We start from the raw sequence: 18524 nt of genomic DNA, 5'->3' as shown, positions 1-18524 counted from the left end.
ACTACTTGGATGGGACATTATGGAAAAGTACGAACAACTGCTCATTTCGCTGCGCCGTGTTATACGCGCTATCGACATTCATTCTCGCCAACTGAATAAACATTCAGGTTTAACTGGGCCGCAATTGATCGTGATGCAAAAAATCGCCCAATTGGATGCGCCATTAGCGAAAACCGTGGCGGAAGAAATTACCTTGAGTCCTGCGACGGTGACGACCATTATCGATCGTCTTGAGGGGCGGGGTTTGGTTATCCGCCAACGCAGTGAAACCGATAAGCGTAAGGTACATTTATATCTTAGTGATGCGGGGCGTGTATTATTACAAGATTCACCCAAACCATTGCAAGAGCATTTTATTAAACGTTATCAAAATCTTGAACAGTGGGAGCAGAGTCAATTACTCTCGGCCGTTGAGCGCATCGCGACTATGATGGACGCCGATAAAATTGATGCAGCGCCTATGCTACTGGTTGGCAAAATCCAGGGTGATGAATAAGTTTCGATTAATTCTGAGATAAATTTTTAAAGATAAAAGTACTAAAATAAAAAAGCACTGAATTCTCAGTGCTTTTTTGATTTTATCGTATCGCTTTTAAGCCGCAGGACAGCTTGTTTCAGTTACGGAGTTAATCAAAATTTCTTGTACAGGAGTATCTCTGAAACCATCAATCGTGGTTGTTTTTACTATGCTTATCTGATCGGCAACATCCATACCATCCACCACTTTGCCAAATACGGCGTAACCAAACTTATCAGCGGATGCATCCAATTGAGAATTATCTAACACGTTGATATAGAACTGTGATGTTGCAGTATCAGATGCTTGGCCTCTTGCCATTGCAATAGTACCGCGTTTATTACTAATGCCGATAGCGGCTTCATTCTTGATAGCTGCGCTGGTGGGTTTACTTTTAAGCCCTGTGGTAAAACCACCGCCTTGGATCATAAAATTATTGACTGTTCTATGGAATAGCGTGCCGTTATAGAAAGATTTATCGACATACTGCTTAAAGTTTTTGCCAGTAATAGGCATGTTCGTTAAGTCAATCGCGAGGGTGATATTACCTTTGGTAGTGTTCATCAAATAACACACATCAGCAGATAATGCCGGTGGCGTCGGTGACGGTGTTGGGGGAACAGGAGTGCTATTGTCGTCAACGCTGCCATCGCAACCTAGCAGTCCTAAACTTAAGCTAGCAGTGAGTAGCAATCCGGTAAACTTATTCATTTCATATCCCTATTCTTTATTATGGTCATTTTTACAATGTGGCCGGACAAGCATTAACTTGCTGCTGGTGCGTCAGCAATATCAATAAACCTGTGATGTTATGGTTATGTTTGCATTTTGTGTATTTGTGGATGATGGCAGAGGTGTAATAGGTTATTCAAGATAAAAACGTCACTGATACAAAGTGTTGCATTGGTTTTTGTGAGTGATGAGATAGATAGGTTTGATCAATAATGTAAAAGTTTGCTAGACGACATCTTTGGGCTGTTTTTGACTGATGTTTCTGCCGTGTTAGGCTCCGTTTATATAGAATAACTACACCACATGGGCTTTGCCTTGCATAACAACCTGCTAAATTACTGCAAAAAACAACCCTGAATATCCACACAGCCTAGACTAAATTGTGATGCAGTTAATAGAATTAACACATGATTTCTAAGTGATTCTGCTACACTATTTAGTGAAATATTTAAATAGCATTCGCCCCACTTATTTTTGGAGTCGCTCTCTAGGTTATGGATAAAAGTATTATCTTTCCGTTAGTACAAAATGCGGCTTTAATGCTGGCATTGGTCTTTTTGTATGACGTGATCCCTAAAAAACATCAACGACAGTATTATTTACTGTGGCGCATTGTGATTGGGCTGCTGATTGGCGGTGTTGGTATCACAATTATGAGCACATCGTGGGTGTACAAACCTGGTTTTGTGTTTGATACTCGTTCGGTTATTTTATGTGTTTCAGGCCTTTTTTTTGGCGGTGTTCCGACCTTTGTTGCCGTGGTGATGACAGGGCTGTATCGCATCAGTATTGGTGGCACTGCAATGTGGCTCGGTGTTGCTACCATAGTTTCATCTGGCGTCATTGGAATACTATGGCGCCAATACAGTAAGTCTAAGTTAGCCAACATTTCAGATTTGGAAATCTTTATTTTTGCTTACACTGTCCATATAGTGATGTTGCTGTGGTTCTTCTTCTTTTTACCTAGCGTAGACGCCTTATCCATACTCAGTAACATCACCTTGCCGGTATTGACCATATATCCCATCGCCACATGGCTGTTGAGTCGATTACTATCAAGACGTTATGAGCTTGAGCGCGATGAGCAAATTCGCCTGCAAGATGACTTTTTGTTTCGCAGCCAATTTAACATTGGCAATATTGGTATTGCGATAACGGGTGTCGACCATAAATGGATCAAAGTAAACCCCCGCCTGTGTCAAATGTTCAAATATTCTGAAGATGAATTACTGCAGATGACCTGGTCAACTATTACCCATCCTGACGATTTAAAAGCTGATTTACTCAAATTTGAATTGATGCTCAATGGACAAATTGACAGCTACGAGATGGGTAAACGTTTTATCAGTAAAGACGGTTCATGTGTTTATACCCATATGACCGTTTCCTGTAAGCGAGCAGACCATCAAGTATTGTTAGTGATTGCCGGCTTTTTAGATATCACGGCGCAAACTCTAGCCGATCAAGAAGTACTGGCGAGCCGCGAGCAACTTGAGTTGGTGTTAAGCAGTAGTGAGCTTGGGGTATGGGATTGGGATATTCGTAACGATCGCGTTGAACGTAATACCCGCAGTGCCGATATTTTGGGCTGCGACATTGACATGCTTAACGCCAATAGCCGCCAATGGATGGATGCGATCGTAGCTGAAGATAGGCCTAAGGTTTTACACTCTATCGAAGCGCATATTCGCGGTGAAACAGCACAACACAGGATGGAATATCGGCTTAATACCCTTAATCGTAATGTTCGTTGGGTTTTAGATACGGGTAAAGTGGTGAGCCGTGACTCGAATAATCATGCCTTGCGGATGTGTGGCACTTATTCCGATATTACTGACGCAAAATTGCTTGAAGAATCCTTAAAGCTGTCAGCACTGGTATATGACAATAGCTCTGAAGCCATGAGTGTACTGGATGAAAAAGGCCTGATCATTACCGTAAACGCTGCTTTTAGCGAGATGACTGGTTATGGTGAGGCCGAAGTATGGGGTCAGCATATTCGATTATTGTATTGTGACCTTAATGGTCTTGATTTTTATAAACAAATGAATAATGAAATACGTGATAGCGGCCAATGGCAAGGCGAGATGCTGCAGCGACGTAGGAATGGTGAGGAATATGTTATTTGGCTAACCATTAATACGATTAATGATAAGGAAGGCAAGCCTTACCGACGCGTTGCACTGTTCTCGGATATTACCGATAAGAAGCAAAATGAACATTTAATTTGGAAACAGGCTAACTACGACACGCTAACAGGCTTACCGAATCGGCGCATGTTATTGGAATATTTAAGTAGCGAAATTAAAAACTCAGATCGCAATAGTACCCACTTTGCTCTGTTATTTTTAGACTTAGATTTCTTTAAAGAAGTGAATGACACGTTAGGCCATGCTATGGGGGATTTATTGCTGATAGAAACCGCCAGCCGGTTGAAATCCTGTGTCCGTGACACCGATGTAGTGGCGCGTCTTGGTGGCGACGAATTTACGGTCGTGTTAAGTGCAATGAATGATCATTACAGTATTGAGCGCATTGCGGAAAATATTCTGCACCGTATTGCTGAGCCCTATGTGTTAGGCGAAGAAACCGCGTTTATTAGTGTCAGCATTGGTATCACCCTATATCCAGATGATTCCACCAGTATTGAAGGACTACTCAAACATGCCGACCAAGCTATGTATGCGGCAAAGGAGCAAGGGCGCAATCGTTTCAATTATTTCACCCCATCAATGCAAGAATATGCCAAATACCGCATGCGCTTGATTCAAGATTTACGTCAAGCCGTTACTAATAAAGAATTTGAACTGCATTATCAGCCGATTGTTGCACTCGCAACCGGTGAAGTGACTAAGGCTGAAGCCTTGATCCGCTGGCACCATTGCGAGCGCGGTGCGGTGCCACCGTCTGAGTTTATTCCAGTGGCGGAAGATACAGGGTTAATTGTTGAAATTGGCAATTGGGTGTTTGAACAAGCGGCGCGCCAAAGTGCAGCTTGGCGCCATGGTTTAGGGGTCGATATTCAAATAAGCGTTAACAAATCACCGATCCAATTTCGCGATGAAGGCACACTTCTCAATGATTGGCTGAAATTATTACAAGAGCTGAATATTACTGGGGCAGGTGTGTGCGTTGAAATTACCGAAGGCTTGTTATTGGATGCCAGCATGGGGGTCACTGAAAAGCTACTGGCCTATCGTGATGCGGGCGTGCAAGTGTCGCTGGATGATTTCGGTACGGGCTACTCATCGTTAGCTTATTTGAAAAAATTTGATATTGATTACCTTAAAATTGATCAGTCTTTTACCCGTAATGTTGATACTGATAAAAACGATCAAATACTGTGTGAAGCGATCATCGTTATGGCCCATAAATTAGGAATGAAAGTGATCGCTGAGGGGGTTGAAACCGAGGCGCAGCGCCAAGTGCTGTTAGCGGCAGGTTGCGACTATGGGCAAGGTTATTTGTTCTCAAGGCCGATACCCGCGAGCGAATTTACGCAACAATATCTGCAGTGTCGTTCTTTGATTTCGGATCTTTGATTTTCTATGCCTGATGCGATAATAAGCCGGAGATAATTATTGCCTATAAAAGCGCCGTGGATTTTGCTAGACTCCGCGGCCCCGCGTTGGGGCATTGTTACCTCGCATCAAAGTTTTACTACTTAGTTAAAGAGTCCCTATGAAATTTGAAACACTCGGTTTATCTTCCCCTATTTTGAATGCGATAACTGAGTGTGGCTATCAGCAACTCACTCAAGTGCAAGAGAAAGTGATCCCGCTTGCCTTTGAAGGCAAAGACATTATGGCCTGTGCCCAAACGGGGACTGGTAAAACAGCTTCCTTTGCTCTGCCTGTACTTGAAAAGCTGGCGGCTGAGTCGTTAGCCAATGACAGCAATAACAAACCCATTTTACGTGCTTTGGTGATGACGCCAACTCGCGAACTTGCGATTCAAGTGTGTGAAAATATCCAGAAATACAGCCAGTTTCTGCCACTGAAAACCCTCGCAGTTTATGGCGGCGCCAATATGAACCCCCAGCGTAAAGGGGTAGAGCAGGGCGTGGATATACTGGTGGCAACACCGGGTCGACTCTTTGACATTATCGGCCAGTTTCAATTAGATCTGTCGAGTGTCACTACCTTAGTGATCGATGAAGCCGACCGCATGTTAGACATGGGTTTTGTGCGTGATATTGAAAAAGTGAAACGTTTAATTGCAGTGCAGCATCAAACCATGTTGTTTTCAGCCACCTATAGCGATGCGGTCAAATTACTGGCTGAGAAAATGCTGAATGAACCCCAATGGGTCAATGTGGCCGACACCACGACAGCATCCACCGTAGTACAAGAAGTGTATCGTGTTGATAAACGCCGTAAAGCCGAGCTATTGTCTGAACTGGTTGGTCGTAACAATTGGCGCCAAGTGTTGGTATTTGCCAGCACTAAAGAAAGCGCCGAGCATTTATTACAAGAATTGAAGCTTGATGGCATCGCCGCAGGCGTATTCCATGGTGATAAAACCCAAGGCTCACGTAATCGGGTATTGGAAGAATTTAAAACCGGTAAATTACGCGTGCTGGTGGCAACCGATGTCGCCGCCCGTGGGTTAGATATTCACGCGTTGCCTATGGTGATTAACCTTGAGTTGCCGTTCCTTGCCGAAGATTATATCCACCGTATTGGCCGTACTGGCCGCGCGGGATTAACAGGGCGCGCCATTTCATTTGTAGCGCCTGCTGACGATGAAATGCTTGCTGAAATTGAAGCCTTGATAGATCAAAAGCTGCCAGTGTCGGTACAACCAGGTTATGAAGAAGGTACGCCTTTGCCTGCCCGTTATCGTGACGTGCCCGCCGCGCCAATTAAACTAATTGGAAAGTGGAGCCATAAAGCGCCGCAGGATCGCACCATTGGTCAGTCCCGTCAGGGGAAGTACGCTAAAGGTAAAGCGCAGGATAGCAAAGCGGGCGACGACAAATACTCTAGCCGCGCTAAGCCTGCTTCTGGCTCAGGTAAACCGTTTAATGCCACTAAACCTAAGTCAAATTTAGTGAGCAATAAGTCTGGTTTTGGCGGTCGGTCTAATAAAGCTAAATAAGTGCAATTAACTTTTAGCTATCAATAAGTCGATAGCGCTTTTCAGCTTAGTTTTTAGCATGCTGAATCGTATGTTATCACCACAAAGCGCATCCTAATCGATGCGCTTTTTGTTGAGCTTCAAAGCCAATACTTCTACACTCGAGGGCCAAGCTTGCTATTCGAGTGAGCCTTATTTGAGTGAGTTACCAAGCGAGTATCCCTATGATCATCAAAGCGATTCCTACCAATATCATCACAGGTTTTTTAGGTGTGGGTAAAACCTCTTTGATTAAGCAATTGCTGGCGACTAAACCCGCAGGTGAAACGTGGGCGGTATTAGTCAATGAATTTGGCGAGGTGGGGATTGATGCTGGTCTACTCAACTCCGCTGAAAACGGCATACAAATTCGTGAGGTTTCGGGGGGCTGTATGTGTTGTGCTGCAGGCGTACCGACGCAAGTCGCTATCAATCAATTGATTGCCAAAGCGAAACCAGACCGTTTACTGATTGAGCCTACTGGGCTTGGCCATCCCAATGAAATTATTAAAGTGTTGAGTGCTGCTCATTATCAGAATGTGATTTCACTACGCAGCACCCTATGTTTAGTGGATGCACGCAAAATTCACGATCCACGTTATCGCGAACACGCTAATTTTATTCAACAACTGCAAGTGGCCGATGTGATTATCGCCACGAAATCCGATTTGTATGATGCTGAAAACACCAAGCTACTTTATGAGTTACAGACTTATTTAAGCCATATCGAACGAGTCGATATTCCCGTGGTCAGCCATACAAACCAGCAGCCTTTACCCCGCGCTTTGCTCGATTATCTTAACCAGCCGCGGCGTGTTTCACTCAGCACGAGTGGGCCTACTGGCGTGAACCCTAAGCTGGGTAATCTTGCGATAACCACGCCTAGCTTGCTGCGAACTGGTGGCTCACATTTAAGTGAATTGGGTTTGTTTGCTGATGGGGCAATGGAGACTAGTTTAGCTTTTGATAAGCGCGGCATGGTGCGCAAGCAGAATCGAGGCGAGGGTTGCTTTAGCTGTGGTTGGGTATTTGAGCCGACATTAGAGTTTGATTTTGAAAAGCTGATTGCTTTTATTCAACGGCAATCCCAGTCATCTAATATGGGGCACGCGCTGCTCAGATTAAAAGCGGTGATGATCACGTCAGATGGTATTGCAGGGTTTAATTGGATTGACCATGAGCTAAGTGTGGTTGAACTGGATGATACGCTAGATTCTAGATTAGAAATCATAACCGTGAATGACGTTGATTGGGATGAGATAGAACAACAGCTTATGGCTTGTTTTAACTCCCGCTTAATTTAAGTAGTTACTCAATAAACGGTCGAGTAGGTCGGTTTAAACATATGTGTATGCGATTCGTTTAAATCAATTAAGGTCGAATAAAGACGATTCGGGTATGATTTACCATTAATTATTGATACGCCTACACTGGGCGGGCTATTCGAGCGTACTGTGATGAAACTGCAAGAAATAGATAAAACCCGATATCGTAAGAACATGAATTTATTGATTGTGATTTTAGTGCTCAGCTTGGTGGGACTTTCATTGGCTTTCGGATCGGTATTGATTGCCATTTTTGGAGCGACCCCGATACCGGGCGAGCCGACGGGTAACTTTCATTTAAACCTTTTAGGGGTGATCTTAAGTGTGGGCTTATGTGGCGCTGTGTTGCATCACTTTAAGGAACGGCCATTTTTTCGTGAGATTTATTACGTTTGGCGATTAAAGCAGTTACATAATCGTATTTATCGTAAATTAGTTAAAATTAAAGCTGCTGCGGCGCAAAATGATGTCAATGCATTGATCACACTGCTTTTTTATTACACAACGTTAAGGCAAGTATATTTACTTGATGATAATACACTGACCTTGCCTGCGTTGACCCAAGATTTGAATCGTTTAAACGCGCAAATCGACAGTTTAGGCTTGTTGCTCTCAGCTGAACAATTTACCCCTGAAATGTTGAGCTGATAACGCTAAGGTTTATCAAGTTAAAGTTTATAGCGAATCAAGACTAAAAGTGCGTATAAAAATACGCACTTTTAGTCTGGTATTAACGCTTTCAACGGTAAATTTATTAGGCTGCTCGCTGGGCTTTTTGCAGTGTGAGTAACCACTTACCATAAAGATAAATGCCGACTGCTGAGATAGTCCCTATGGCGGCAATGATATACCACGCCATGCCGATATTATGGCTGTGATACAAAAATTGAGTGAGTTGTTCGGCGCTTTCCCCCGTGAAACTCACCAGCGTAGTAAAAGCTTCACCTTGAGGAATAGCGCTAACATCAACGGCATTCATGCCGCGCTCTAATAATAAATCCCGCGAAAACAGCTCCTTCGATGCATAAATCTCATATAACTTAGGGCCGAAGTAGCCTTCTAAGCCCCAACCTATGCCTTGGGGTAACATCACAAATCCCAAATACATGGCTTTTTTACCTTTAGGCGCAATATTACCCATGAACTCATTTTTCTTTGGGCTGATCATCATCTCGCCAAGAGAGAACATCGCAATCGCCAGCACAATAAACCAAGCAGTATGGAAAGCGCCAATAAACACAAACGCCAAAATACTCAGCAAACAGCCAATAAGCATGGCAGTAGTAATACGATATTTGGCCGTGAGCGCCGCAACAATAAAGCAACTCGTCATGATAAGGCCGGCATTAAGATTAAGCATGCCTTCGGGCATCACCTTAGTACCATCGTTATTAAGGCCAAGCCAAAATTGCAGAATACCGTTACTGGTGCCTTCACTGCCAAAGAGAGTCGTGACGATTACGCTGGTATCAACCCATTCAGAAATATGAATTGGTAGCACATCAAATAACGCGTTGAATAAAAACCAAAAGCCTGCAAATACCAACATATAGTAAATAACGATAGGCTTTTTAAGCTCATGCCAAGCATCACGCCATAGGGCTTCTTGCTTGACTTCACCCGATTGAATTTGTTTATTGCGCGCCAACCGCTCAGCTTTGCCAGGCTCCGTGTAGGTCAGTAAAAATAAGAAGTTGAGTGAGATAATGGCGGCGCAGGCAAAGAACACATTGTCCCAAGACAGTTGACGCATATGCACGGCGACTAATGGCCCGAGAAAACCGCCAATATTAACGACTTGGTAAAAAATCCCCCACGCCATTGAAGTGTTATTGCGTTGGGTAGACAGCACTAAGGTACCTTGAATGCCCGGTTTAAATATTCCAGTGCCGATGGCAAGTAGCAAGGCTCCAACAAGAAAACCCCAAAAACTAGGGAAAAATGCCATCACCAAATAACCCAATATTTTAATAATGGTGGAGCCAAAAATGGTTTCTTTGTAGCCGACACGATCAGACATACCACCGGTAAATACGGGGATAAAAGTTTGCATTATGGCCCAAAGGGAAATAATGATGCCGTAGTCACTTAGACTAATGCCTAAGCCGCCCGCAGATTCGGGTGCTTTTGCATAAAGCCCTGCGCTGGCCTTAACGCCGTAGTAGGCTATACGTTCAACAAGTTCCATACCGCCGACTAGCCAAAAAATATACCCTAAGCTGGTAATCGAGGCCCACATACCGAGTTGTTTAACTTCCTGCAGATCATTGTCTGCATTTGGACTATTTTGGCTCATGTCCTTCCCTTATTGTTTTTATAAGTGTTATTTTATATTAACCCATTATTAATCAACTGATTAAAGTGAACGTATTAATCGTTTTATCTCGTTAAAATGCAAGAATGGGTATGCTTGGGTTGATACTTTACCTAATTCAGCCTTAAACACCAAAAAAGTAGCAAAAAATGATGAGTTATCCCGTATCTGTTATTAAACTGTATTTGGCTTGTGAGCTTGGCAGTAACCGCGCTATTTTTACTTAACCCATTGTGATAACTAATCTTTACTGTTTATTTTTCTACTTAACGGACTTTGTGTTCCGAGTGAATTTAGGTACAATCCTCTGCCGCATTTTTGTTCGCCCGATCATTTTTCTGTGGCCCTTGCCTTTTATTTTGTGAGAAATACGAATGACAGCAACAACATCTAATCATGTTCCAGCGGATATGAGTTTGCTTGAAGAGCCGATTACTAAGCTTTTTTGGCGCTATACCATACCCACCATTGCCTCTATGTTGGTGACGGGCGTGTATGTGACGATTGACGGTATTTTCGTTGGGCACTATTTAGGTGAAACGGGCCTTGCGGGGATGATGTTAGCTTATCCTGTCGGCGCTATTTTGTATGCGATTGGCGCTATGATAGGCATGGGCAGCGCGGCATTAGTATCAATCAATCTTGGTCAAGGTAATATCGCTAAAGCCCGTAAACTCATTGGTAATGCCTTTAGTTTATGTTTATTGGCGGGAGGTTTTTTTGCCCTTGTGGGTGGAATATTCTCGCGGGATATTTTAATCGCCCTCGGGGCGCAGGGTGAAATACTCGAAAATGCCAACCAATACCTATTCTGGTATTTCGCCCTATGTCATTTCCCGATTATTTCAATGACCTTTACCACACTACTGCGTAATGACGGCCGGCCCTCGATGGTGACTTGGGTGCTGATTTTAGGCGGGGTATTAAACACTCTGTTAGATTGGCTGTTTATTGTGGTTTTTCCCTTTGGTTTAGCAGGCGCCGCGATTGCGACTATGCTGTCGCAGGCAGTGACTGGGCTGTTATGTTTGCAGCATTTTTTCGGCCCTCGCACTCAGCTTAAAATCAACCTTGAGCAGATGAAGCTCAAACTCGACAATTGCATCAACATTGCCCGTGTGGGTTTACCGAGCTTGTTGATGAACCTTTATTTGTCGATTGTATTAACACTGCACAATATGGCTTTTTTGTGGGTTGGCGGCCCCTTACATGTGGCAGCTTATGGCGTGGTCAGTTACACAGAGGCTTTTTTCTATTTGATTTTTGAGGGCATAGCCCTTGGTACTCAACCTATTTATAGCTTTAACGCTGGAGCAGGGCGATTTGACCGGGTTAAACAAGCGCGCAATATTGCCTTTGGGATGACGCTACTCACCGCAGCATTAGGTTTAGTACTGATTTATTCTCGTCCAGAGTGGTTGGTGTATTTGTTTGCAGGCGATAATCAGAGCCTAACACCGGTGGCAATTGAAGGCATGCGCTGGTATTTCTGGGGCTTACCAATGGAAGGCTTGATTTTAGTCGGTGCGAGTTTCTTCCAAGCGATTAATTGTTCGACACAAGCCTCTATGCTCACGGGCGCTAAGCTTATTTTGATTGCTGTTATTATCTACTGTTTTGCTTGGGTATTTGGCGTGGTCGGGGTGTGGATGTCGCTCGCAACTTGTAGCACTATTTTGACGATATGGATGTTTTACGCCATGAAACGAGTTGAAGCGCGGCTGCATTAATACTTGGCGCTAACGGTTTAATATTTATCTTTTACGCTAAACACGACTTAGCGCTAGCGCGGGATGTTGGCCTCTGGTACATTTCGCTGGTTTAATCAGCTATCAAAAATAACTCATTCAAGCGTGCTGGCTTTTAGCGGCAATAGCGCTCAACAAAGGCGCTGGGTTCGCTGATAACCTTGGGTTAGCTTGACTGTTGATATAACTGGGTATTGAGCCGAATGACTCGCTCGTTAATTTTAGTAATTTATGTTTTATGAGGCTATTATGCGCACCACTGCAGTCATTTCAATGCTGTTGCTTGGCGTGTTAACCACTGTGAATGCCAGCGCCAAAGAGAATGAGTTAGTGTTTGCCAGCGACTTTGAAGGCAATCGTTTATCTCAACCTTGGTCGTGGATCATGGGTTGTCAATTTGAAGGCGCTGAACCACACAGTGGTGAAAGTGCGCTGCTGTGCGCCGAAGGCAATAGCAGTATCGTTAGTAAGTATCCTATTTCCGAAGCGGGGCTATTAGAGTTTTGGGTAAAAACCCAAAATACTCAAACCCAGTATCGAATCAATGTATTAACTTCACCCGTATTAAAACTTGATGCCCAGTGGCAGCATGTTGCCTTAATTGATATCACACCGGGTGCAAATGAGTATTTGGCGCACCGCGTCTCGATTGACGACCCCAGCCGCCAGTATATTCGCCTCGACATTGAGGCCATTAATGGTCCCATCAGTCTGGACGATTTGAGCTTAGACAAAATTCGCCTCGATATGGCACTGCAAAAAAATGAGCAGAAAATTATCGGCGGGATTTTAGATAAACTCAAACAAGACAAAAACTACGACGTGCAGTCGGAGTCGTTTCGCACCTTAGGTAAAAACTACGCCGCCCAGCTTGAAAGCCAAAGACAATACCTTGAATACTCGAATGCGATTTATTCCAGTATCACCTTTGTGCTCGCGACATCAGAGCGCAATAAGATGTCTAACCCTATGGGATATAGCACTTTTAGGTCGGTATTGACCGACACTAAACGGGTGGCATCACCTATCCAGCAGGCGCGTTTAGGCTCTATGGTTAAACCCTTTGGTGACTTAGCCACAGCTACCTTAAACGTGGTCAGTGCCGGTGCTTATTCCGCCTTTGCTGAACCTTTTAAGTCATTTGTAGCGGCGACGTTTGAACGTTCTAACTATGACAATGGCGATTTGAGTCGCAGCGATCGAAAATTTGCTGAAGAAAATGGCCTGAAAATTTATCAGCAAGCCGAACGTTTTATGTCTGAAATCGAAAAAGAGCTGCAATTAGTCACCGCGCTAGATAATGACTTAGTTAACATGCAGAAGAGTTTAGATGCGTTTCGCCGCGATCTTGATAAACATCTACGCAGTTATTTACAACATGCCAGTATTGCTCGCACGCCTGAAAACTACAGCAAAGTCATGAGTAAAGACGAGCAAACTCGCGCGCTGGTGATTGCCGAGGCGAGTGCTAATATCAGCGCTAAAGCCGAAGCGTTATTGGCGTCAAATAGCAATGCTGAGCTGGTGCAGTACATGATTAAAACCACTGAGAAGATTGATGAATTTCAAGAATACAAGGAGCGTTTTAACCAGATCACCTCTGCCATGCTAACTTTCTACGACAAATTTGAACGCTCGATTGCCACTGAGCAAAACCCGTTCACCGACCCAAGCGATCGCGCCGTATGGGAACAACACGCCCAAAGCGCCCGTAACTACATTCGCCAGTCGAAGGAAGCGTTCACCAAAGCCTTTATGTAGTTTATCGAGCTAGAACTTGGTGGTGTTTGTGAGTCGATCTATTACTGCATACTTAGTCTGGCGCGCAAATAGATAAAGCTTGAATCAAGCAATACTGCTCGAATAACGCGTTAAAACATCAAACTTGAGTGGCAGCGTAAGCTTCTTTACGCTGCCACTTTAAATTGAAATTGCCTAAATTCAGTTAACTGAACTCCGCAGCATTCATTATCATTATTGCCCAGTGACTCGCCGTCTTTTGATTTAATAATAAATATCCCCTATGACAATTGGCTCAAGCTCACTACTGAGTTTGGTAAGCTATTTCATGGCCCTGTGGGTACGCTGCAAGAACTTACTGATTACTGCGAACATTTAGAAAAGCGACGACTGCACTTTGCGGCAAGTTGTCAGCACTTTCACAGCAACTAACTGTAGTCCTGCTTAACCAAACTAATCACTGCCCATTTGTTATATTGGGTGGGTTAGCATGTCTTAAATGCACCATTTTTTAATGAGTTAACTCATTTTTATGCTTCAGCTTTAGCTCGTACAAGTTGTAGACAAACCAAAAGTGCATTATGTTGATCTAAAATGGATGGCCAGATTTTTGTCTTTAGGTATCTTGGAGAAGTAATGACGACTTGTTTTCTGTGTGGAAAAGAAATTGAGGGTAAAAAATCTAGAGAGCATATTCTCGGAGACTCATTTCTTCAACTTCTCGATATAAAAATAGAGCGGTTTAAGTTCAACTCCTCATCTGAAGATAAAGAATACTCTCGCTTAAAGGTACCGTCTCATCCCAAATGTAATAATGGATTTGGCTCAAGATTTGAGTCTGATATTATTAATTTAATATCTTCATTCGATGAAAAAAGAGAATTTCTGAATTCTTTACATTTAAATGATGTACGAGGGGAAGTTGACAGGCTTAGAGGAGCCTTAACGAAGTGGCTTGCCAAACTTTATCTAGGCTTTGTTTATTGGGAAGTTGGTTTGCCTCGACATCCAAATGTAGAGTTTCAAACACAATTAAGTGAGTTACTCACAGACCCTATTTTAGATTTGTTACAACGCGTTTTAAATAAAGAGACACCGTTATTTGTACCAAGCTCATTATTCTACTTTAAAATTCCAGAATACGATGACGTTGAATTAAGGTTCGACTTTGCGACTGGATTACCTTTAGGCTTGTTTTTTATAAAGTTTCAAGGACACTTATTGGTAGTCGCTTTAGGAGATGGAAACTTAGTCTCTGAATATTTCACTAATGAGCAATATTTGTATTCGCAATATATTATAGATGAGCACAAAGATAATGATCCCTTGGCATACCTTCATCCGGTTTCTCACATTTGGGCAGTTCGGGAATTGCTCCCAGTTCAACCAAAGTTAAAGTTCTTTAATGGTTATATATCAAATGAATCTCGTGTTAAACACCGCAATAGACCTGATATTAATGGAAAGGCTGTAAATTCTAGGGCAACAGAAATCTTTACTGAACACGCATCAAGGTTCGGTGCTGAATTCAGGAATACTGCGGAATACAGAGACACCCAGCCTTAATAGCGCAGCTGTTAACCTACAGATTATGCTTGGGTAAGTATGAACAAGGAGGTTTGTATACCGCGCCCTAGCAGAATTCAGAGAAGTGTTGAAGACACTCCCTATTACTATTGCTGTAGCCGCGCTTGGGTCAATTCTTAGAAAAGGTAGATAAACAGAGCCCGTCATCGCTAAATATTAGCGCGAGTCTTTAAACCTAAAGGTCACGCTGATGTTCGCAAGGCGAGTCAAGGTAATTTGCGAGACGACCGTCCGCCCCATGGACGGGGCGGTCGAGCATCCACGGATGGACTGGCTGCGAGTCGTCGAGTGAATGCCATGGCAAGCCTGTACCTTTAGGTAATGTAACTCGTACAAATCAAATCTCTCAAATAACGTTATGCCAAATTCTAAACAAGAAAGCCGCCAATGAAGGCGGCTTTTGTGTTTCGATTATCTCGTAACCTTTGTGTTTTCTTGGTTACTTTACATCATGACTTTCAGGCGAGGCATTAGAGCAAATACACGTTCAAGCTACAGGCGCCGTGGGCACCAACGACGAGGGCTTGTTCGATATCGGCGGTTTTTGATGGACCCGCGATAAACACCCCGAACTCACCGACCTCTAAGGTAATTTCTTTTGCTGCTTGATGCATGTTCGGCACAATTTTATTGGCTGGCAAAGCTAACATCAGGTTTTCACAGATAAACGGCGTAACTCTGTGGCCTAAATTTTTATTGTTCACCCAAATGGCGCCGTTTTCGGCAACGCCAATGTCACCTGGGATCACCGCATAATCTATATCTTTTAGCTCATGGGCTGTGGGTGGCACTTCGCGGTTTGCTGTTACGCCATCAACTAAAGAGATCACCTGTAACCCCTGAGCAATAAGTTCATCGACTTTGGCTTGCAGGGCTTTGATGCCACCATCTTTATGTAGCGTACCCGCGACAGTGTTGAGGTTGGTCTCGAACTGGCCGATGAGATTGTCACCCCTTGGCGCCACATCTATGCTCGGCATTGGATGATTTGTTAAGGCCGACAGTTTGAGCGCATTGAGAATTTCAAGTTTACTAGACATCTTATAGGCTCCTGTGTTTCTTAAACCAAGCTTCGAAGCTGGAGTTCGGCGCAACGGGCAGTTCACGGTATTTTCCCCATGCACCACTAAAGGGTTTTAGTAGGCTACCCGGCAGAATGCGCAGCGCGGTTCTTGCCACACTCATAGAACAGTTCAGCAGAGTTTCGCTTGCCATAAATTTACCCACTAATGGCATGTAACTGTTTTTGCCATAGGGGAGTTTTCCGGCTTCAGCCTTAAGGCGTCTGTGGTGGAAAATAATTTTATCGAGCGGCACTTTAGTCGGGCAGATATAGGTACAGCTACCGCATAAGGTACAGGCCCAAGCAATCGAGTTAGTGTCATCAATCTTAGCGCCTACGGCGATGCCAATTGGGCCCGGAATGGTGTAGTTGTAGCTGTAACCGCCAGAGCGACGATACACAGGGCAAGTATTGAGGCAACCACCACAACGGATACACTTCAATGATTCTGCAAGGATTTTATCCTTGAGCATCTCAGTGCGGCCATTGTCGACGATAATAATGTGCATCTCGCCTTCAGGCTGTGGGCCACGGTAAAAGGCGCTATAAGTGGTGACGGGTTGGCCTGTGGCGTTGCGCGCCAGTGTGCGTAGCAAAACAGCTGCGCTGTCTACATTGGGCACCACTTTGTCGATACCCATTGAATGCAGCTGCAACTTAGGTAGATTAGCGCCCATGTCGGCGTTGCCCTCGTTGGTGCAGACCACAACGGCGCCTTTATCGGCAATCGCCATGTTGACGCCGGTCATTGCTGCATCGGCGGTGAGAAATTTTTCACGCAAATGCGCGCGGGCGGCGCGGGTTAAATATAAGGGGTCGGACTCGCCAGCTTTAGTGCCTAATAATTCGTGGAAAAGCTCGCCAACTTCCTCCTTTTTCATGTGAATAGCCGGCACGACTATGTGTGATGGCGGCATTTTGGCGAGCTGAATAATTCGCTCACCTAAGTCGGTATCAATGACCTCAATACCGCGTTGCTCTAAGTACGGATTGAGGTGGCATTCCTCAGTCAACATAGACTTGGACTTCACCAGCTTTTTCACTTTATGGCGGGCTAAAATCTCGTGAACAATGCGATTATGCTCGGCGCCATCTTTAGCCCAATGCACTTGTATACCATTAGCGATACAGTTTTGTTCAAAGGTTTCAAGATATTGGGCAAGATGGGTTAACGTGTGCAGTTTTATTTCTGAGCCAAGCTGACGCAGTTGTTCCCATTCTGGAATGCTACCTGCGGCGCGGTCGCGTTTTTCTCTGAGCATCCACAGGGCTTTTGAATGCCAGTCGACACGGGTTTCGTCGCGGCAAAAAATATCGGCTTTATGGGCATGGTTTTGTGAGCCCTGACTCGCCTCGTGATTATGATTGTAAGCCATGGTGAGTCTCCTAGATCGCAGCGTTCAGCACTTGGGCTATGTGGCGAGTTTCAATCGGCAACTGCTGTTTGCGGATCATGCCATCGAGGTGTAATAAACATGATGGGTCAAAACCCACCACATATTCAGCACCTGTTGCGGCGTGGGCTTGAGCTTTATCTTTCCCCATTTTGGCTGACACTGCACCTTCATCCACTGCGAAGGTGCCACCAAAGCCACAGCATTCATCACGGCGGTCGGGATAGACTATGTCTATGCCGCCAATATTCGCTAATACGGCTTCAACTTTGTTGAATCTTGGCCCCATTTGCTCACTCGGGGTGGCGAGGTTCAACATGCGTATGCCATGGCAACTCAGTTGCAAGCTTACCTTGTGCGCGAAGGGCTTGGTAAAGGCGGGGATCGGCGCGATATCGTGTAAAAATTCGGTAAGCTCATAGAGTTTGTTGATCACAGTTTGTGCTTCTAGGCTGCTATCAAACTCGTGGAAGTTTTCTTTGGCGGCCACTAAACAAGAGGCGGCAGGGCAAACAATGGCGTCGCATTCCACGCCCTTAAAAGCGTTAAGTAATTTAAGGGTGGTACTGCGCGCGGCATCAAAGCAACCTGAGTTAGTCATTGGCTGACCACAACAGGTTTGACCCGCAGGTAGAATCACTTGGTGTCCGAGTTTTTCTAACAGTTCTAAGGTGGCAATGGCAACCTCAGGCATCATTTGATTGACTAGACACGGGATGAAAAGAGCTATTTTCATGGTGTTTTCTCTTTCTTATTAGTGAACGACATTGCCTTGTTGCGTGAGCTAAAGACCACACAAATGCTAAGGTAGTTAATCCAATATAGGCGGTTCTTTACAGAATAAGTAGCGTTAATTTAGTAAATACTCTTGTTGATGTCCTCATGAATGTTAATGTTTAATGTATTGATTACATTGTTTAAAAATATTTTTCGGTTTAAATTTTATGCTAATAGTTGCGTTGTCAATGAATGAGAGCAATGTGCTG

The 18524-nt window shown here is 44.2% G+C and carries 13 protein-coding genes and 1 pseudogene; 9 read left to right on the top strand and 5 right to left on the bottom strand.

The window, feature by feature from the left end:
- The first annotated feature begins 19 nt into the window (after nt 1–19).
- Entirely contained in the window at nt 20–496 is a 477-nt protein-coding gene (locus tag BW947_RS03210; protein ID WP_076496882.1) for a MarR family winged helix-turn-helix transcriptional regulator, read from the top strand.
- A 96-nt stretch (nt 497–592) separates the two neighbouring features.
- Here the strand turns inward: BW947_RS03210 and BW947_RS03205 are convergent, their stop codons facing one another.
- On the bottom strand, nt 593–1228 hold the full coding sequence (locus BW947_RS03205; protein ID WP_076496881.1) for a peptidylprolyl isomerase: 636 nt from the start codon (nt 1226–1228) through the stop codon (nt 593–595).
- Nucleotides 1229–1743: 515 nt separating this feature from the next.
- Between BW947_RS03205 and BW947_RS03200 the strand changes: the two genes are divergently transcribed.
- From BW947_RS03200 to BW947_RS03185, 4 genes are all read left to right on the top strand, one after another.
- Nucleotides 1744–4791, top strand: a complete 3048-nt coding sequence (locus BW947_RS03200; RefSeq protein ID WP_076496880.1) for an EAL domain-containing protein — start codon at nt 1744–1746, stop codon at nt 4789–4791.
- 139 nt (nt 4792–4930) lie between these two features.
- Nucleotides 4931–6349, top strand: a complete 1419-nt coding sequence (locus BW947_RS03195; RefSeq protein ID WP_076496879.1) for a DEAD/DEAH box helicase — start codon at nt 4931–4933, stop codon at nt 6347–6349.
- Nucleotides 6350–6552: 203 nt separating this feature from the next.
- Nucleotides 6553–7671 (top strand): CobW family GTP-binding protein, encoded by a 1119-nt coding sequence (locus BW947_RS03190; protein ID WP_076496878.1) that lies wholly within the window; start codon nt 6553–6555, stop codon nt 7669–7671.
- A gap of 153 nt (nt 7672–7824) precedes the next feature.
- Nucleotides 7825–8340 carry a DUF3087 domain-containing protein gene (locus BW947_RS03185; RefSeq protein ID WP_076496877.1) on the top strand — a complete coding sequence of 172 codons (516 nt, stop codon included), beginning with the start codon at nt 7825–7827 and terminating at the stop codon, nt 8338–8340.
- Between the two features lie 106 nt (nt 8341–8446).
- On the opposite strand, the gene BW947_RS03180 is transcribed toward BW947_RS03185, so the two are convergent.
- Nucleotides 8447–9988, bottom strand: coding sequence for an MFS transporter (locus BW947_RS03180; RefSeq protein ID WP_076496876.1), 1542 nt, complete (start codon nt 9986–9988; stop codon nt 8447–8449).
- A gap of 392 nt (nt 9989–10380) precedes the next feature.
- Here BW947_RS03180 and BW947_RS03175 point away from each other — a divergent pair, with 392 nt between their 5' ends.
- From BW947_RS03175 to BW947_RS03160, 4 genes and pseudogenes are all read left to right on the top strand, one after another.
- Entirely contained in the window at nt 10381–11736 is a 1356-nt protein-coding gene (locus tag BW947_RS03175; RefSeq protein WP_076496875.1) for an MATE family efflux transporter, read from the top strand.
- Between the two features lie 267 nt (nt 11737–12003).
- On the top strand, nt 12004–13515 hold the full coding sequence (bdpA, locus tag BW947_RS03170; RefSeq protein ID WP_076497070.1) for a BAR domain-like protein A BdpA: 1512 nt from the start codon (nt 12004–12006) through the stop codon (nt 13513–13515).
- A gap of 249 nt (nt 13516–13764) precedes the next feature.
- Nucleotides 13765–13926, top strand: a pseudogene (locus BW947_RS03165) (transposase); the annotation flags it as partial.
- A gap of 204 nt (nt 13927–14130) precedes the next feature.
- Nucleotides 14131–15060: a hypothetical protein gene (locus BW947_RS03160; RefSeq protein WP_076496873.1), complete on the top strand. Its 930-nt coding sequence runs from the start codon at nt 14131–14133 to the stop codon at nt 15058–15060.
- A 491-nt stretch (nt 15061–15551) separates the two neighbouring features.
- Here the strand turns inward: BW947_RS03160 and BW947_RS03155 are convergent, their stop codons facing one another.
- The 3 genes from BW947_RS03155 to BW947_RS03145 are packed head-to-tail and all read right to left on the bottom strand — an operon-like array spanning nt 15552 to nt 18274.
- The gene (locus tag BW947_RS03155) at nt 15552–16121 is read right to left on the bottom strand and encodes a LutC/YkgG family protein (RefSeq protein ID WP_076496872.1); all 570 of its coding nucleotides are present in this window, start codon (nt 16119–16121) and stop codon (nt 15552–15554) included.
- 1 nt (nt 16122) lies between these two features.
- On the bottom strand, nt 16123–17520 hold the full coding sequence (locus BW947_RS03150) for a lactate utilization protein B (protein ID WP_076496871.1): 1398 nt from the start codon (nt 17518–17520) through the stop codon (nt 16123–16125).
- Nucleotides 17521–17530: 10 nt separating this feature from the next.
- Entirely contained in the window at nt 17531–18274 is a 744-nt protein-coding gene (locus BW947_RS03145) for a (Fe-S)-binding protein (protein WP_076496870.1), read from the bottom strand.
- Nucleotides 18275–18524 lie beyond the last annotated feature (250 nt).

The organism is Shewanella morhuae (assembly GCF_900156405.1).
Lineage (GTDB): Bacteria > Pseudomonadota > Gammaproteobacteria > Enterobacterales > Shewanellaceae > Shewanella > Shewanella morhuae.
This window is presented reverse-complemented; position numbering and strand designations above follow the sequence as displayed.

Coding starts and splice junctions, on each gene's coding strand:
- BW947_RS03195 (WP_076496879.1), top strand. CDS start 4,931: ATGAAATTTGAAACACTCGGTTTATCTTCCCCTATTTTGAATGCGATA.
- BW947_RS03175 (WP_076496875.1), top strand. CDS start 10,381: ATGACAGCAACAACATCTAATCATGTTCCAGCGGATATGAGTTTGCTT.
- BW947_RS03150 (WP_076496871.1), bottom strand. CDS start 17,520: ATGGCTTACAATCATAATCACGAGGCGAGTCAGGGCTCACAAAACCAT.
- BW947_RS03200 (WP_076496880.1), top strand. CDS start 1,744: ATGGATAAAAGTATTATCTTTCCGTTAGTACAAAATGCGGCTTTAATG.
- bdpA (WP_076497070.1), top strand. CDS start 12,004: ATGCGCACCACTGCAGTCATTTCAATGCTGTTGCTTGGCGTGTTAACC.
- BW947_RS03205 (WP_076496881.1), bottom strand. CDS start 1,228: ATGAATAAGTTTACCGGATTGCTACTCACTGCTAGCTTAAGTTTAGGA.
- BW947_RS03160 (WP_076496873.1), top strand. CDS start 14,131: ATGACGACTTGTTTTCTGTGTGGAAAAGAAATTGAGGGTAAAAAATCT.
- BW947_RS03185 (WP_076496877.1), top strand. CDS start 7,825: ATGAAACTGCAAGAAATAGATAAAACCCGATATCGTAAGAACATGAAT.
- BW947_RS03145 (WP_076496870.1), bottom strand. CDS start 18,274: ATGAAAATAGCTCTTTTCATCCCGTGTCTAGTCAATCAAATGATGCCT.
- BW947_RS03190 (WP_076496878.1), top strand. CDS start 6,553: ATGATCATCAAAGCGATTCCTACCAATATCATCACAGGTTTTTTAGGT.
- BW947_RS03180 (WP_076496876.1), bottom strand. CDS start 9,988: ATGAGCCAAAATAGTCCAAATGCAGACAATGATCTGCAGGAAGTTAAA.
- BW947_RS03155 (WP_076496872.1), bottom strand. CDS start 16,121: ATGTCTAGTAAACTTGAAATTCTCAATGCGCTCAAACTGTCGGCCTTA.
- BW947_RS03210 (WP_076496882.1), top strand. CDS start 20: ATGGAAAAGTACGAACAACTGCTCATTTCGCTGCGCCGTGTTATACGC.